At 52.3% G+C, this 16,541-nt stretch carries 18 protein-coding genes and 1 other annotated feature (1 of these 19 running past the window's edge); of the genes, 14 read left to right on the top strand and 4 right to left on the bottom strand.

What is annotated here, in order from left to right; all coding sequences use genetic code 11:
* Positions 1–139: a binding site (T-box leader), on the bottom strand (it extends 96 nt beyond the left edge of the window).
* A gap of 282 nt (positions 140–421) precedes the next feature.
* From I2D94_RS04325 to I2D94_RS04315, 3 genes are all read right to left on the bottom strand, one after another.
* Positions 422–1,291 (bottom strand): carbohydrate kinase family protein, encoded by an 870-nt coding sequence (locus I2D94_RS04325; RefSeq protein ID WP_195395734.1) that lies wholly within the window; start codon positions 1,289–1,291, stop codon positions 422–424.
* A 190-nt stretch (positions 1,292–1,481) separates the two neighbouring features.
* On the bottom strand, positions 1,482–1,910 hold the full coding sequence (locus I2D94_RS04320) for a hypothetical protein (protein ID WP_195395733.1): 429 nt from the start codon (positions 1,908–1,910) through the stop codon (positions 1,482–1,484).
* Complete coding sequence (locus I2D94_RS04315; protein ID WP_072683103.1) at positions 1,907–2,110, bottom strand: helix-turn-helix transcriptional regulator; 204 nt, start codon at positions 2,108–2,110, stop codon at positions 1,907–1,909. Before I2D94_RS04315 ends, I2D94_RS04320 begins: the two co-directional genes overlap by 4 nt.
* Before the next feature lie 399 nt (positions 2,111–2,509).
* On the opposite strand from I2D94_RS04315, the gene ispF reads away from it, so the two are divergent.
* From ispF to gluQRS, 5 genes are all read left to right on the top strand, one after another.
* Positions 2,510–2,992, top strand: coding sequence for a 2-C-methyl-D-erythritol 2,4-cyclodiphosphate synthase (gene ispF, locus I2D94_RS04310; RefSeq protein ID WP_195395732.1), 483 nt, complete (start codon positions 2,510–2,512; stop codon positions 2,990–2,992).
* The gene (locus I2D94_RS04305; protein ID WP_072683105.1) at positions 2,989–3,288 is read left to right on the top strand and encodes a hypothetical protein; all 300 of its coding nucleotides are present in this window, start codon (positions 2,989–2,991) and stop codon (positions 3,286–3,288) included. The genes ispF and I2D94_RS04305 overlap by 4 nt, the downstream gene beginning before the upstream one ends.
* Before the next feature lie 357 nt (positions 3,289–3,645).
* Positions 3,646–4,140: an RNA polymerase sigma factor gene (locus I2D94_RS04300; RefSeq protein WP_195395731.1), complete on the top strand. Its 495-nt coding sequence runs from the start codon at positions 3,646–3,648 to the stop codon at positions 4,138–4,140.
* A 3-nt stretch (positions 4,141–4,143) separates the two neighbouring features.
* Positions 4,144–4,998 (top strand): anti-sigma-V factor rsiV, encoded by an 855-nt coding sequence (locus tag I2D94_RS04295; protein ID WP_072683107.1) that lies wholly within the window; start codon positions 4,144–4,146, stop codon positions 4,996–4,998.
* A gap of 258 nt (positions 4,999–5,256) precedes the next feature.
* Complete coding sequence (gene gluQRS / locus I2D94_RS04290) at positions 5,257–6,204, top strand: tRNA glutamyl-Q(34) synthetase GluQRS (RefSeq protein WP_195395730.1); 948 nt, start codon at positions 5,257–5,259, stop codon at positions 6,202–6,204.
* Positions 6,205–6,253: 49 nt separating this feature from the next.
* On the opposite strand, the gene I2D94_RS04285 is transcribed toward gluQRS, so the two are convergent.
* The gene (locus I2D94_RS04285) at positions 6,254–7,042 is read right to left on the bottom strand and encodes a sugar phosphate isomerase/epimerase (protein WP_195395729.1); all 789 of its coding nucleotides are present in this window, start codon (positions 7,040–7,042) and stop codon (positions 6,254–6,256) included.
* 143 nt (positions 7,043–7,185) lie between these two features.
* Between I2D94_RS04285 and I2D94_RS04280 the strand changes: the two genes are divergently transcribed.
* From I2D94_RS04280 to I2D94_RS04240, 9 genes are all read left to right on the top strand, one after another.
* Complete coding sequence (locus tag I2D94_RS04280; protein ID WP_195395728.1) at positions 7,186–8,460, top strand: four-carbon acid sugar kinase family protein; 1,275 nt, start codon at positions 7,186–7,188, stop codon at positions 8,458–8,460.
* 240 nt (positions 8,461–8,700) lie between these two features.
* Positions 8,701–10,746, top strand: a complete 2,046-nt coding sequence (locus tag I2D94_RS04275; RefSeq protein WP_195395727.1) for a BglG family transcription antiterminator — start codon at positions 8,701–8,703, stop codon at positions 10,744–10,746.
* A gap of 1 nt (position 10,747) precedes the next feature.
* A complete protein-coding gene (locus I2D94_RS04270; protein ID WP_006058440.1) occupies positions 10,748–11,221 on the top strand; it encodes a PTS sugar transporter subunit IIA in 474 nt (157 codons plus the stop codon).
* Between the two features lie 55 nt (positions 11,222–11,276).
* Complete coding sequence (locus I2D94_RS04265; RefSeq protein WP_006058439.1) at positions 11,277–11,561, top strand: PTS sugar transporter subunit IIB; 285 nt, start codon at positions 11,277–11,279, stop codon at positions 11,559–11,561.
* A 25-nt stretch (positions 11,562–11,586) separates the two neighbouring features.
* Positions 11,587–12,966 (top strand): PTS galactitol transporter subunit IIC, encoded by a 1,380-nt coding sequence (locus I2D94_RS04260; RefSeq protein ID WP_195395726.1) that lies wholly within the window; start codon positions 11,587–11,589, stop codon positions 12,964–12,966.
* A gap of 96 nt (positions 12,967–13,062) precedes the next feature.
* On the top strand, positions 13,063–13,728 hold the full coding sequence (locus I2D94_RS04255) for a class II aldolase/adducin family protein (RefSeq protein WP_195395725.1): 666 nt from the start codon (positions 13,063–13,065) through the stop codon (positions 13,726–13,728).
* The gene (locus tag I2D94_RS04250; RefSeq protein WP_195395724.1) at positions 13,725–14,384 is read left to right on the top strand and encodes an aspartate/glutamate racemase family protein; all 660 of its coding nucleotides are present in this window, start codon (positions 13,725–13,727) and stop codon (positions 14,382–14,384) included. Before I2D94_RS04255 ends, I2D94_RS04250 begins: the two co-directional genes overlap by 4 nt.
* 2 nt (positions 14,385–14,386) lie before the next feature.
* Complete coding sequence (gene garR / locus I2D94_RS04245; RefSeq protein WP_229056754.1) at positions 14,387–15,271, top strand: 2-hydroxy-3-oxopropionate reductase; 885 nt, start codon at positions 14,387–14,389, stop codon at positions 15,269–15,271.
* On the top strand, positions 15,268–16,515 hold the full coding sequence (locus tag I2D94_RS04240; RefSeq protein ID WP_195395723.1) for a glycerate kinase: 1,248 nt from the start codon (positions 15,268–15,270) through the stop codon (positions 16,513–16,515). The genes garR and I2D94_RS04240 overlap by 4 nt, the downstream gene beginning before the upstream one ends.
* Positions 16,516–16,541: the final 26 nt, after the last annotated feature.

The raw sequence follows: 16,541 nt of genomic DNA, 5'->3' as shown, positions 1-16,541 counted from the left end.
CCGGCACTTCTTACTGTCAGTTCAGAAGGCTTCTTCAAGAGGACTTCGGCTGGAATTCTGCCTGCCGGCTTACACCTGGATCCGGCTCTCTGGTGAGGTTCAGAAATTTCCGTCTACTTATTCTTGTCATCGAATCTATATCCTGATTGTATTCAATTTCCGCAGGATGTCAATTCTTTTGTGGAAGATCGACGAAATATTGGTCATGATTTACCGCTAATCAATCAGAATTGAGGTGAGCCTCATGATTTTTTGGCGGAGATAGTTCTACCCCTCTAACCTTGTCATACTGAAGGAATAGATGCAGGATAATCCCGGTTTTCAATCCCCTTGATCGCACCTTCAATCAAGGATAGCGATTAAAATTGAAGGAAACGGGGTTTTATCAATCTTTCTCATTTGGCGTGGCTTATCTGCCAATTTACTGGGGTTGGGAAGCGGTCCGGGGTTTCAGCTGACATAGCTTTTCTGACAATGCGGCAGGCTCCTGCAGCACGATTGCCGCCGCGGCCAAAGCGGGATGCAGACAATGCTCGATCGGTTTCTTTTGCGTCAGACCTAAGAGCAGTCCGCTTAAAAACGCATCGCCGCAGCCCAGCGGATAAGCGCCGTCCTTCTCCGCTGGATATGGGCGAATCCCATCCAGCGTAACTAACAGCGCGCCATCCTTATCCAAAGTAATAATGATCCAGCTGACGCCTTTTTTCAACAGCGCTTTCGCAGCCTGCGCCATCGGGACTGAGCCGGCGTAAGCTGTCATTTCATCACGGTTGAGCACGATTCCTTCCCATTTGTCCAATGTGGCCTCCGGCGGAATCTGACCGCTGAAAATCCAGCGTGTCTGCGGCGTTTTGGCTAAGAGCGTCGTTAAGAATGCGGGATCGATTTGATCGGTGATTCCCCAGTCACATTCTCCCAAGACGCAGTAAGGAAGATCTTCCCCTTCGCCATGGAAGAGAAATTCCGATTGGATGGACGAAAAGTACAGCCCTTTTTCCGGATCGGAAGCCGAGATGAAAACCGGCGTGCTTTGATTGACGACCGGGCCGTAAACGAAACATGTTTTTTTCTGCAGCTCGTTGACGATCGCCAGTCCGGCGTCATCGCGCCCGAACTTGCTGACAAAATGCGTTTCCAGACCTAAACAACCGCAGTTATAAGCGACATTGTGCATTGATCCGCCGAAGCTTCGCACGATCTGCGCTTTGTTGCAATGCTCCATTTCAAAAGCCTGACGGCCGACAACGACAAGATCAATCATTGACGTTCCGATCACGGCGATTCCATTCATGATTCCCACATCCTTTTCCATCATGATAACAGAAATTCGGCGGAAAGAAAACTGTCAATCCATGCGGAAAGAACGCGAAATTCCGCGGAAATGTTTCGGATTTAAAAGAAAAAAGGAAGCGGCCGGCTTCCCTTGTGAATTTTGAAAAAATCCTGTATTTTTCGTGAGCCTGACTGATTGTTTAGCAACTTCACATTTCTTTGTCAAACTTCACGCGATAGTAAACCGAAATGCCGACGACGCACAGGTAGGCGGCGACAAAGGACAGGATGACAAAGAGATCCGCGTTCATCAGCGCAAACGATACCATTAAAGCCCCGAAAATATAGATCATCGCGTCGTAAGCTTTGCCTTTCGCCCGATTGGCGATCTGAACGTTGCGTTCATCCCGCTGATCAATTTCGATTTGCTTCTGAATCTCAGGCGCGTTTTTTAAAGCTTGACGGCTGATCCAGGCGCCTGCGCCATGACCGAAAACGCCGCAGCCAACGCCGATCAAAAGATAAGGCAGAGCGGGCAGATTATCAACGGGAAAAATGGATGTGCGAAGCAGAAGAAAACCAGCGGTGATCAAAAGCAATCCGGCTGCGGCAAGCAGAAGTGCGTTTCTTTTTTTCATTTTGATTCCTCCTCATCAATGAAAACATCTTCAATACTGACGTCAAAATAGCGGGCAATTTTAAAAGCTAACAAAATTGATGGATTATACCTGCCGTTTTCCAGCGAGCCGATCGTCTGCCGGGAAACTTCCAGGGCGGCTGCCAATTCTTCCTGCTTGATGCCGCGCGCTTTACGCAGCGCTTCCAGTCTGTTCTTCATAAACCTCCTCCATTCATGGAAAGCTTGCTTTCCATTATAGTGTAGCATGCTTCGCTGCTATGTCAAGCAGACTTTCCATTTTTTCAGGATAGAGAAGGGGTGGAACAAACGAGATTGAAATGGAGCTGGCGGTCTCTGGTGAAGAACATTCTTTCGATCACTTGCTTTTCTGATCTTTAACACTCAGCTTTTAACCGCTGCGCAGGACGTAATAAGGAAAAGTTCTTATAAAATATTTCAGAGAAAGGATGCGATTTTACGCCGTATTCTTTATAATAAAAGAAAGAAGGATTCGTTTCCCATTCCCCAGGGATGAAAATCTAAAGATGGATTTCTGAAATACCCGCGGTTTGATCTGGGGATCGGCGTTCAAGAACACAAAAGAAAGAAGGATAAAACATGTTTAGAATTGGGCAGTCCAGCGATATTCATCAGTTGGCGGAAGGCCGCCGTTTAGTTTTAGGCGGCGTTGAAATTGAACACACGAAAGGGTTAGTCGGACATTCCGACGCTGACGCCTTGCTTCACGCGATCGCGGAAGCGGTGATCGGCGCTTTAGGCGAAGGGGATCTGGGAAAGCATTTTCCGGATACCGATCCGCAATACAAAGGCATCAGTTCTTTGATTCTGCTCGAACAGGTGACAGAATTAATGGAAAGCAAAGGCTATCGCATCGGCAACGTCGACGCGCTGATCATGATTGAACGCCCGAAGATGGCTCCGCATATCCCGTCGATGCGTCAAAACATCGCACAGGCGCTGCATTGCGCGCAGGATCAGGTCAACGTCAAGGCGACGCGCGGGGAGAAGCTCGGTTTTGTCGGCCGGGAAGAAGGCGTGCTGGCCCAGGCCATCGTTTTGTTGGAGAAAACGGAAGCATGAGTAAATTCTGTCGTTTCTGGCTGCAACTGAGTCTGATTTACAACGCCATCATCGCGGTTGAGAGTTTGTTTGGTCAGGCCTGGATGATGCTGGGGATCGCGGCGATCAGTCTGTGGTGCCTGACGCTTTTGATGCAGGGACGTTTGTTGGGGCTGCGTTTATATTGGACGATGTGCGCGACGATTTTCCTGATCAATGTTCTGAATCATGTCGATTTGTCATTTAACTTGTTGAATCTGATCGATCCGGCCATGATGACCTTTCTGGTCATGCGCAGCCGGCAGGCTTTCCGATAAACAAATATTCATTACGTTTGCGTCAGGAGCAGAAAAGACCGGGACAGGATGAACATGTCCCGCTCCAGGCATGAAACAGAATCCCCTCTTTTCCGGATCCGGCCATGTTCGCCATGGGAAAAGAGGGTTTTCCATTTTAGCGAGTGTGAAAAGATCGCGGATAGAAGAGCGTTTCCGGTTTTTCTGTTTTCCGCAGCCATCCATAAAATTGGAAATCATATAAAAAAGAAAACGAAATTCCAACTTTTACCACAGGTTTAACACCTAATTAAGTAGAAACCCGGAAAAAGATCTTTTTCTAAAATCGGAGGTGATATCGCGGCGGCAATCTGGTTTTAGATCGGAAGGAGCAGGCTCATGAACAGAGAAGAAAAAAAGGAGCTGTTGGAAAAAACGGTTCTGGAACATCAGGCGATGTTGTACAGAATCGCCTTTTCCATTGTCAAAGAGGAACAGTCCGCGCTGGACGTCGTACAGGAAACGATCGTCAAGGCGTATTCGCAAATCGGCCAGCTTCGACAGCCGGAATATATCCGGACATGGTTAGTGCGGATCTGCATCAACGAAGCCAACGGAACATGCCGCAAACAGATCACACAACGTCAGCGTCAGGCATCGCTGCAGGAGTATCAGGGGTATACTCAGGATACATCGCCGATCGAATACAGCGATTTGTTTCAGGCTGTGATGGCCTTGGAACCAAAGCTGCGAACGGTGATCATCCTGCGCTTTTTTGAAGAACTGAAATTCGACGAGATCGCGGCCATGACGCAGACCAATGTCAATACGATCAAATCTCAGGTCTATAAAGGACTGAAATTATTAAAAACACAGTTGAAACAGGAGGTGTAGACAATGCAGGAACCTTGGATAGAGGCCAAAGAGGAATATCAGAATCAACCGCTTCCGCCCCAGCTGAACGCACGGGTAAAACAGGCGATTGCTCAGGGACAGAAACAAACGCAAAAACCCCGGTGGGTGATGAAAGGGCTGATCAGCTTTGCGGCCGCGGCGGCTTGTTTTACCCTGATGATGCATGTGTCGCCGGTGTTTGCGCAAAATGTAGCGAAACTGCCGGTGATCGGCGAATTTCTGCGGCTTGTGACGGGCGTGCAGATTGATAAGGAAGATGCGAATGAAGTCATCCACATCACGCTGCCGAAGGTGGAAAACAGCGGCAATGCGGAATTTGAAAAGCGGATTAATCAGCGGATTGAGGAAGAACTGAACCAGCTGTCCGCCGAAGCCCGCGGCCAGGCGGAAGCGCTGAAAAAACAGGCTGCCAGTCAGAAGGAGCCGTATTATCCAGTTGATTTTTATGCCGATTATCATATTCACTACAATCAGGGAACGTTGCTGAGCTTCTCGATCGACACGACAACGACGATGGCCAGCGGGTATGATCAGCGCTATTTCTTCAATCTGGACTTGGAAACCGGACAGGAGCTGACGTTAGCTGAGGCGATAGGCCCGGAGAATCTTGCGGCGGCAGATCAACAAATCCGCGCCCAGATCGAACGCCAGCTGGCTGAAAACCCATCTTCGTTCTTCGATTTTGATGAGGAAGGTGGATATGCCGGACTCAGCGCGAATCAGAAATTCTTTATTAATGAAAATCGTCAGGTTGTCGTTGTCTATGACGAGTATGAAATCGCCCCGGGGTCCAGCGGAACGCCGGAATTTATTCTGAGTCTGCCTTTGTTGAAATAGACAGCCCGGCTCAGAACAGAGGATACGCTCTGCGGCAAACGCAAATCAATCGAAGCTTGGACTGGGCTTTGTCAGGACCTGAGTTTTGAAGGAAAGAGTAGAAATGAAATAGGAACACGGAAAACAGATCGGAATCGACGGTCTGTTTTACTTTTGACTGAAAAAGTTTTATCATAAAAATATTCAGATCCGGCCGGATGACGCTGATACTGAAAGCTTGTGAAGCGCAGACCGCCGGAGAAGGAAATGGGGAAGGTTATGGGAGAAAAAGGACAAGTCCGGGGACGGTTTGCGCCCAGTCCCAGCGGACGGATGCATCTTGGCAATGTGACGGCGGCGTTGTTAAGCTGGCTGTCCGTGCGATCTCAGCAGGGAAGCTGGGTGCTGCGGATTGAGGATCTGGATCCGCAGCGCAGCCGGCGTGCGTTTGCCGAACAGATTATGGATGATTTGCGCTGGCTGGGATTGGATTGGGATGAAACACCGCTTTGGCAGAGTGAGCGTACGGCAATCTATGAAGAAAAACTCGGTGAGCTGCAGAAGAAGAACCTGATTTATCCCTGTTATTGCAGCCGGGCGGATCTGCACAGCGCCAGCGCTCCGCACGGAACGGATGGGGAACTGCTTTACAGCGGACGGTGCCGGAATTTGAGCGAACAGGAAAAACGGACGCTTGAGAAAACCCGCCGGCCGGCAATGCGGGTCCGGGTGGACAATCGGGTCATCGCGTTGAAGGACGGACTTCAGGGACAGGGGGTGTCACGATTGGATCAGACCTGCGGCGATTTTATTGTGCGGCGTTCCGACGGCGTGTTTGCCTATCAGCTGGCGGTGGTGATTGACGATGGTCTGACAGGAATCACCGAGGTGGTCCGGGGGATGGATCTGTTATCGTCCACCCCTCGCCAGATCTATCTTTATCAATGTCTTGGCCTGCCTGTCCCCGAGTTTTACCACATTCCCTTGTTGATGAACGAACACGGGCAGCGGTTATCCAAACGGGATCAGGCGCTGGATCTGGGCGAGCTGCGCCAACGTTGGAGTGCGCCGGAGCTGATCGGGAAGCTGGCCTGGCTGACGGGACTGCGCGATCATTATGAACCGATCACGGCCCGGGAACTGATCGGCGAATTTGCCTGGTCGAAGGTCCGACGGGAGCCGATTGTCGTGCCCGCGGACTTTTCTGAAATTAAAGCTAAGGGATAAAAAAGCGGCGTTGCCGGTCTATGGACCGAAACAGCGTCGCTTTTTTACGTTAAAGTTCTGGTTCATCGAAGACCTGATGAAGCAAAGTCAGCGAAGTTTGGGCGCAGCGCATGAAATCAGCGTTATCCGATTCCAGGCTGAACGTCAGGTCGTAATTCGCTTGCCGGATCAGGCGGTGGATTTTCCGCAATGCGGGAAGGTCTGAAGCGTCGGGATATCCGCGGTACAGATGATCGCCGCATTGACTGTAATGAAGGTGCCGCAGCCAGGGGGCAAACACACGTAAGTCATCCACAGCTTGACCCATCGCCGCGCTGTGATAAAAATCCAGGACCAGACCAACGTTATCCCGGTTCGCTTCCTGAATCCACGCCAAAGCTTCAATCGGATCATGACCGAAGTCGCAGCACTGGTCATGCAGCGCTTCCAATAAGACCTGTTGATGGTAAGGCCGGGCAATATCCGCAGTGATCTGTAAAAATCGAATCAGCTGACGTGCGGCCTCATCGCGGGAAAACGTTGTTGGAAGTTTCCGGGCGGCCGGGGCTCCGATTCCCAGATTGACGATCCCCGCCTGCGCGCCCCGCTGAACAAGCCGACGTGCATAATCGGCAGTGGCCTGATCGTCGCAGGAAGGGCCGATGATTGCCGGCTGGCCTGCGCTGTAGGCATTGAAACCAAGCACGGGCAAGCCAAGCTCGTTTTTTTCCTGCAGGAACGCCTGCCACTGCGTTTCTGACTGAGCTGCCACCTCAAAACCCGGCAATTCAATATAATCGTAACCCATTTCGTAAACCTGACGGTAGTTTCCAATCGTTGTACAACAACCTAATTTCATAACAAACCTCCTGTTCTGGTCCTTATTATAGAATTCCACCTCAGATTTCCATGGAAGATCAATCCAAATATTGGCAAACGTCTGCCCCGATATTGAAATTGCATTCCCTCATGGGGTGTCATACGATAAAAAGGGTGATTGTAATGATTAAAACAGGAATAATCGCAGACGATATTACCGGCGCGCAGGATATCGGCGTGATGTTGGCAAAACAAGGTCTGACGACGCGGATCACGCAGAAGACCGGCGGCCGTTTTCCCGCGGATACGGAGGTTCTGATTCAGGATACCGATTCGCGGTTCGATTCGTCTGTAACGGCTTACCGCAAGGTCAGGCAGGCTGCGTCCCGAATGAAAGCGGAAGGCTGCGGACGCTTCTATAAGAAGACCTGCTCGGTTTTTCGCGGCAACATCGGCGCGGAGTTCGATGCGCTGCTTGATGAAACCGGAGAAGATTTTGGCATTGTCAGTGCCGCTTTTATCAAAAATGGACGGCAGACAATCCAGGGAATTCATTATGTGCATGGTCAGAAAATCGCAGACAGTCCCTTCCGCAGCGATCCGGTGAATCCCATCCATGAATCGGAACTGGCCCGGATCATTCAGGAACAATCCCAACGGAAAACGAAGATCGCGACGCTGGCGGAAATCCGCCGCGGTCCCGAGGCGCTGAAAGCTTTCGTCGAGCGGTCGAAACAAGAATGCAGTTATCTGATTTTCGATGGGGAAACGCAGGATGACTTAAAAATCATCGCCGCCGCTGTACATCAGGAGAAAATCTTCCTGGGCGGCAGCGGACTGGCTGAGGAACTGGCCATTTATTGGGCGGAACATGCGCCTCAGCCGCGAACGTTTGAGACGTTAGGAACAAGAACGATGATTTTAGCCGGAAGTCTGACGCCGCAGACGCACAAGCAGATCCAGCTGTTTGAACAGACGCCGCAGAGCTGTTCAGTGGTGCTTGATCCGCTCGCGCTGTTTGATAAGCAGACCGCCTTGCGTCAGGCAGAACAGGCGAAAGCTCGAATGAAAGCCGCGTTGGACAAAGACTTGATCCCGCTCGTTTATTTTCAAAATGACGCCGCCTTGGTGCGGCAGACAAAAGACCGGGGCCGGCAATGCGGCTGGACGGAAACACAGACTGCGCAGGAACTCTCGTCAAGATTGGCCGGTCTGGTTCACGATGTGATTCAGGGCAGCTCCGTTTCCCGGGTTCTGTCCGCGGGCGGAGATACTTCCGCACGATTTATCGAACACATGAAGATAAATATGATGGAAATTGTCGACGAGCTGGAACCCGGACTGTGCTCCACCTTTGCTTACAGCGATTGCGGCCCCTTGCTTTTTATTCTGAAATCGGGCAGCTTTGGTTCTGATCCTTTCTTTATCAGTGCGGCGGACTACCTGCGCCATCGTTAAGCAAGACTTTGCAGGAAAGCCTTTAATGCAAGCAGGCTTTGATCCGCGAATAACGCCGAGAGCGAAAGACCGCTGCGGCCTTATCAGAAAAGCGTGGGGGCGAAACCGCTTCTTGTTTCGATGACAGACCAATTCCGGGGCACAGCCTGTCCCCAAATCCGGGATCAACCGCCCGGCAGCAAAATTACCCGCCGCTATAATGGAATCATCCAAGGCGGGGGTCGGAAAGGAGGGAAAGCCTTGATATTGGATAAACGGAGTACCCAGATCGTAATGTTGATTCGACAAAACCCGATGATCAAAAGCAGCGACATTGAAAAAATGCTGGGCCTTTCCCGCAAACAATTAAACTACTCGATGCGGAAGATCAACGCCTGGCTGCAATGGGAACATCTGCCGGTCATCCAGCGGACAAAGCAAGGCGGCTTCATTCTGAATGAACAAGCTTCAGTGAAGCTGTTTACGCAGAAGGCTGAACCGGAAAGCGGCTATGTCTATTCGCATGAGGAGCGCCTGCAGATCAGCATCCTGATTCTGCTGGGAATGCCGGACGTGACGCTGAATCACTTCGTTTCGATTCTGGAAATCTCCAAGAACACCGCTTTGAGTACCTTGAAACAACTTCAGATCCTGATTCGCCGGTTTAATCTGGAACTGCGCTATTCCCGGGAATTTGGCTACCAGCTGACCGGCCGCGAATTTAACCGCCGCCAGCTGCTCAGCGAAGCACTCAACAGCGTCATCAATCAGCTGGAAAGTTCACGCCTTAACCGCATTCTCCAAATCCGTCCGGAACAGATCCAGACGCTGGACCGGCAGCTGAATCTGATTGAGAAGCAGCTGAAAATCCGGTTTACCGATCAGGTGATGAAGTTTCTGCCGTATTTTTTAACGATCGTCTTCCGCCGCATTCAGCAGGGACAGATCATCGAAGACTTTGAAGTCAGCGCGCACTCCTTCCGTCACACGCGGGAATATGAGGTGGCACGGGATCTGTTGTCCGGCGTGAATACCTGTCCGGCTGAGGAATACCTGTATCTGACCTTGTTGTTGTTAACTTCAAACTTCCGGTTTATGTCCGACAACCACGACGCGAAGGATATGGATATTTATCTGTCTGTTTATGAAATGATCGAAGCTTTTGAAACAGTCAGCTGCATTCGCTTTAATCACAAGGAACAGCTGGTCGATTACATCTTTCAGCATTGGAAGGCGGCTTATTACCGGATCCTCTACGACTTTCACATTGAAAATGAAATGCTTGAAGCCATCAAAAACCGCTACACCTATCTGTTTGATCTGACCCGGCGGTCGATCTATCCGCTGGAAAAGACGCTCAACAAGCCGATTCCCGAGGAAGAGATCGGGTTTATCACGATTCTTTACGGCGGCTGGCTGCGGCGGGAAAAGCAGATGGATCAGGCGGCGGCGAATCCCCGCGCGATCTTCGTCTGTGAAAACGGCGTGGCGATTTCCAGCTACATGTATCTGGAACTGAAGGACCTGCTTCCCCAGCTTGATTTCGGCGGCGTTTACTCCGTGCGGGAATTCCGCGATCAGAAGATCGAATGCGATCTGATCTTCTCCACCGTGCCGCTGGAAGTGCCGGTGAAGACGTTTGTGCTGCAGCCGATGATGAGCGAGCCGGAAAAGCAGAGCTTTGCCCATCAGGTCCAGATGTATCTGGCCGGATTCAATCTTCAGGTCAACGAGGTGGACGATTATATGGATGTGATCGAGCAGTACGCCAAGGTGGAAAACAAGGAAGAATTACGCAAAGGCTTAAGCCGGTTACTGTATCGGCAAAATGAAAAACTGCCGGTTGCGAAAAATCCGGCGCAGCCGGATCTGGCAGATCTGTTGGTTCCGGGACATGTGATGCTGGCGGAACTGACCGACTGGAAAGAGGCGGTGAGTCTGGGCGCCAGGCCGCTGCTGGAAAAAGGACTGATTCAGGAACGCTATCTTCAGACGATGATCCGTCAGATCCTGATTCAGCGACCCTACATCATGGTTGCGGACGGAGTAATTATCGCCCATGCGGCGATTGACGCCGGCGTCAACGAAACGTGCATGAGTCTGGTCCGGCTGCCGCATAAGATCGCTATTCACGACTATCTGCAAGCCGATATCATCCTGATTCTGGCAACGGTTGATTTCCAGAATCATCTGAAAGCTTTATCGCAGTTTAACGAACGGGTATCGGAGCCGGAAGGCCTGGCCCGGATCCGCAGGGCGGCTGACGCGGACGCCTTGCGGGCAGTCTTGATTGGGAAGGAGGGATAAGATGCAGAAAGAACCGATGATTTACCGCGATCTGATCTACCTGGATCCGACGTATACGAGTCAGCACGACCTGTTTGAATCTCTCTTTCAACAACTTTACGAAAAGGGTTTTGTACAGGCCAGCTTTTTACAGGCAATCGAGGAACGAGAGGGAAAATATCCGACGGCTTTGCCGACGGAACCCTTTCCGATCGCGATTCCGCATACCGACCCGGAACACATTATAAAACCCTTCGTGGCCGTGATCCGGCTGCGGGACAAGCTTTTGTGGAAACAGATGGTATCCGAGGAAGTCATTGCGGTGAAAGCCGTGTTCCTGCTGGGATTCCATCATCACAGCGAATATCACATCCGCCTGCTGCAGAAGCTGATGGATCTGTTTTCCGGCACGGATTTTCCAGACCAGCTGTTAAAGGCGGAAAACGTCGAGGAATGTTACCGGCTGGCCTGTGCGGAGATCGGCAATCTGGAATGATTCGCTCATTTCCGCCGATTCAGAAAACAACGCATTGTGTGAAAAAGGAGAATTTATGAAAAAATTGATCGTTGCCTGCGGCAGCGGCGTCGCGACATCCCAAACTGTCGCCAGTAAGCTGAGCCGGCTGTTGAAGGAAAGAGGCTGTTCCTGCACGGTGGAAGCCGTGGATATGAAATCGCTGGACCGTTATCTGGCCGGTCCGGATGTAGCGGGCTATGTGTACATCACCCGGCCGCTGAAGGATTATAAAGTGCCGGTTTATAACGGCATCGCGTTTTTGACGGGGATGAAACAAGAAGAAGAACTGCAGAAGATCATCACGGATCTGAAGCGGTAGTCCAACCAGGAGGGAGTGGAAAATAATGCAAATGTTTCAGGATTTAATCAACTGGATTTTAGGCTTCGGCGCTTCTGTCTTTGTGCCGATCATCATGATCATCGCCGGATTGATCGTCAAGATGAAACCGAAGGATGCCATCTCCGCCGGCTTGCTTTTGGGCATCGCTTTTACCGGCATGAGCGAAATTATCAACTTCATGCGCGGAGCGATCACACCGGTCGCGGAAGCGATGATCAAAGCCACCGGCGTTCAGCTTTCCATCATCGACGGCGGCTGGACGACAATGTCCGTTATCTCGTGGGCCTGGCCGTATGCCTTCGCGATGTTCCCGCTGCAGATCGGAATTAATATCCTGCTTCTGGCACTGGGAAAAACAAAGACGTTTAACGCCGACCTGTGGAATGTCTGGGGTAAAATCTTTACCGCGGTCATTGTGATGGGGACGACCAATTCCGTCGTTCTGGCGTTTGTCGTCGCTTCGATTCAGATCGTTCTGGAATTGTGGTCGAGCGACGCGCATCAGAAACGTCTGCAGAAAATGTCGGGAATTCCAGGCGTTACCTGTTCTCACAGAACGCTGTTCTTCAGCTGCATTCTGTGGCCGTTTGATATGATTCTGCGGAAGATTCCGTTTCTGAATAAAGAATTCGGCGTTGCTCAGCTGCGCGATAAGATCGGTATTTTTGCGGAAAACCATGTGCTGGGTTTCATCCTGGGCTGCGTGTTCGGCATTATCGGCCGATATGACATCGTCAATATCCTCAAGCTGGGATTGGTTGCGGGCACGGCGATGACGCTGTTCCCGATGGTCACGAAGCTGTTCATGCAGGCGCTGGCGCCGATCAGCGAGGCGGTGCAGGCGTATATGCAGAAGCGCTTTAAGGACCGCGAGCTGTATGTCGGTTTGGACTGGCCGTACTTAGGCGGTGCGAATGAAATCTGGATCGCCGTCATCGCGATCGTGCCGATGCTGGTTATCTATTCGTTTATTTTGCCAGGCAACAATCTGCTTCCGTTTGCCGGCGTTATCAATCTGTCGCTGGCGGTTCCGGCCTGGATCGTCACCAAGGGCAACGTGCCGCGGATGCTGATTCTGTGCGCGATCGGCGCTCCGGTCTTCCTGTATGTCGGAACCGCGATCGCTCCGTATATGTCGCAGCTGGCGATGCAGACAGGCGCCGTTGAACTGGCGGCTGGAGAACTGATTTCCAACTCCTCAATCAACGCTCCGGTTTTCACCTACGCGACACAGCTGTTCGCTTTCCTGCAGGGCAACTTCCTGCCGCTGATTGTCGCAGTCGTATGGGGAACCTGCTGGGTTCTGTATACACGCTGGCTGAAAAAGGAAGACGCGTTAATGGAACAGGAAGAACAAGCGCAGGCTTCATCCGAGATTCAATAGAGAATCAAAATCAGATTCAACCAGCTTTATTCAGCAAATGAAACAAGGAAACAAAGTCAGCTTGCCTTTGTTTCCTTTTCAAAGGAGGACTCAAACATGAGCGAAGCATTGAAACAAGCAAAACAGGAAGTGCTCAAGGGCTGCCGTCTGACCTGCGAGAAGAACTTCACCGTCGGCACTGCCGGCAACATCAGCGCCCGCGTTATGGGAGAAGACCGATTCGTCATCACCCCAACCTCAATGGATTATAATTTGTTAACGGAAGAGGACTTAGTCGTCATAGATATGGACGGCCATGTAGTGGAAGGCAAATGGAAACCGTCGATCGAACACAATCTGCACCGCTATATCTTCAAGAACCGGCCGGACGTCAACGCCGTTGTTCATGTGCATTCGACGTATGCCACCGCTTACGCCTCCATCGAAGGAATTGAGGAAATGCTGGCGCTGGATATTGAAGCGGCTAACTACTTGGGCGGTGATTTGAAAATCGCAGCTTTTGCGCCGCCGGGCAGCGATGAACTGGCGGAAGCGGTCCGCGATCAGCTCGGCGAACTGGCCGGGGTTCTGATGCGCAACCATGGCTCCTGCTGCGTCGGCGGTGATATGCAGATGGCAATAACTGTCGCTGAGATTGTGGAAAAAACCTGTTATTCATTATTTTTGATCCGGGCGATCGGCACGCCTTATCGTTTTCCGGAAGAATACAAAGCAGGCTCGTTTGAGCGGTACTGCAAATTCCACCGGGAGAAAAAAGCATGAAGATCGCGGTGATCCACACCGGACCTGTAACGCTGAATCCGATTAAAACCTTGTTTAAGCAATGGCTGCCGGAGGTGGAAATGGTCAACATCATCGACGACAGTTTGCTCAACGATGTCATGAAGGCAGGCCATCTCACGGAAGCGGTCACCTCCCGGATTGTCCGCTATGCGCTGATGGCGCAGGAGATGGGCTGCGGCGCAATCCTGAACCAGTGTTCCTCAGTTTCTGAAGCGGTCGACGTCGCGCGGTCATGCCTGCGGATTCCCTATTTTAAAATCGACGAACCGATGGCAAAGCAAGCGGTCGAAACCGGATCGCGGATCGGACTGATCGCCACGGTGGAAACGACGCTGCCGCCCAGCCGGCGGCTGATCGAGGCTGAAGCACGAAAGCAGAACCGGACCGTGACGGTTCAGGAGTATCTGGCTCCCGGCGCGCTGGCGTATCTGATGGAAACCCAGGATCAGGAAGGGCATAACCGGATGGTTTTTGATACAATTCAAAAAGCAGCCGGAGAAAATGACGTCGTGGTGATGGCGCAGGGAAGCATGGCGATTTTACTGCCGCTGTGCAAGACCTTGCCCGTCCCGGTGCTGGCTTCGCTGGAAGCCGGTGTGCGTCAGTTGATCCCGATTGCGGAAAGGCAGGAATAAGAATGAAAATTGGATTTATCGGGTTGGGCGTCATGGGACGTCCGATGGCAAAAAATTTAATCCGGGCGGGACATGAACTAACCGTCGCGGATCATCATCCGGAGCATATCGCGGAGCTTGTTGAGCTGGGGGCAAAGCCGGCAGCGTGCGGGAAAGAAGCGGCGGAGGGCGCTGAAGTTGTGATCACAATGCTGCCGAATTCGCCGCAGGTGGAAGCTGCGGTGTGCGATGAAGACGGAATTCTGGCCGGTTCCCATCCAGGCCAGATTCTCATTGATATGAGTTCGATCGCCCCGCTGGCCAGCCGCTCTCTGGCCGAAAGATGCCGGCAGGCAGGCGTGACGATGCTGGACGCCCCCGTTTCCGGAGGCGAGCCGAAAGCGGTTGACGGCACGTTATCCATCATGGCGGGCGGCGATGCAGAAACTTTTGAAAAAGTAAAAGGCCTGCTGCTGGAAATGGGTTCCTCAGCCGTTCATTGCGGACCATGCGGTGCGGGTAATACCGTGAAGCTGGCGAATCAGATTATCGTCGCGGTGAACATGGCGGCAGTCGCGGAAGCTTTCACTCTGGCTGTACGGACGGAAGTGAAGCCGGAAGTCTTGTTTGAAGCGATTCGCGGCGGATTGGCCGGCTCTACTGTGATGGAAGCCAAGGCGCCGATGATGATCGCGGGTCATCGTCAGCCAGGTTTCCGGATTGATCTGCATATCAAGGATCTGAATAACGCGTTGGAAACAGGACATGCGGCCGGTGCGCCGCTGCCCCTGACAGCGCAGGTCATGGAAATGCTGGAGCTGCTTTCCAATCAGGGCTTCGGCGCGGAGGATCACAGTGCGCTGGCCCGCTATTATGAGCTGCTGAGCGGCGTTGCACTGCATTCATGAATTCATCGGCGGAGCGGAAAGCGGAAGCGCTTGCGATTCTAAGGGAAGCCCTGGCGCAGGTTCAGCCGCAAAAACGTGTAAGCGAGGCGCTGGCGGATTGGCCGCGGGATGTACCTTGTTCGCTCTTGGCGATAGGCAAAGCTGCCTGGACAATGGCGGAGGCGGCGCGGGAAACCTTGGGCGATGGTCTGCGGGAAGGTCTGGTGATCACGAAGCATGGACACAGCCGGGGACCGCTGCCGCCGCTGACGATCATCGAAGCTTCGCATCCTGTTCTGGATGAAACCAGTCTGACAGCCGGCAACGCGATCCTGGAATTTGCGCGGCGGCTGAAGCCTGACCGCCGGGTGCTGATTCTGTTGTCCGGCGGCGGTTCCGCGCTGGCCGAAGTCCTGCCTGAGGGTGTTACCTTAAAGCAAGTTCAGCACTTGAATGAACAACTTCTGCGCAGCGGCGCGCCGATTGAGGAACTCAATCGGATCCGCCGCCGGATATCCCGGCTCAAAGGTGGAAAACTGGCGGCCTTGCTGAGACCGCATCCGATTGAAGTTTTGATTCTGTCGGATATTGTCAACGGCGATCCGCGGGATGTCGCGTCGGGACCCGTTTTTGCGGATCCCTTCACCGGGCAGTCGCTGATGCCGCTGATCCGGCGATATCAGCTAAAGCTGGATCCCGCATTGCTTCCCTACCTTTCGAGTACGGAAGAGTCAGATTGCAGGCCGGTACATTGGCAGTCTGTAGGCAGTGGAGAAGAACTGTGCGAAGCCGCCCGGGCGGCAAGTGAGCGTCACGGTTATCCGGCGCACATTGTTTCCGCCGCACTGACCGATTCTGTTTCATCGTTGGCCAAGCGCTTGATCAAAGCCTGTGAGGAAACACAAAAAGGATTGGCCTCCAACGAAAAGCAGGCGCTGATCTTTGGCGGCGAACCTACTGTGGAAGTGAGCGGATCCGGCATGGGCGGGAGAAACCAACATCTGGCCCTGCTCTGCGCGCAAAAACTTCAGGGACAAGCCGGGATTACGATTTTGGCAGCCGGTTCGGACGGAACGGACGGACCGACAGACGCAGCTGGGGGACTGGCGGACGAAACAACCTGGACCCGGCTTGAAGGCAGCGGGGAAGCCGCGATCACGAATTTTGACGCCTATCCAGCTTTAGCAAAGGCTGGAAGTCTGATCGTCACAGGCCCGACAGGAACCAATGTCAACGATCTGATCATCGCGCTGATCGAACGATAATAAAAAATGATCAGATTATTAAAAGT

Source organism: Holdemania sp. 1001302B_160321_E10, assembly GCF_015552275.1.
Lineage (GTDB): Bacteria > Bacillota_I > Bacilli_A > Erysipelotrichales > Erysipelotrichaceae > Holdemania.
This window is presented reverse-complemented; position numbering and strand designations above follow the sequence as displayed.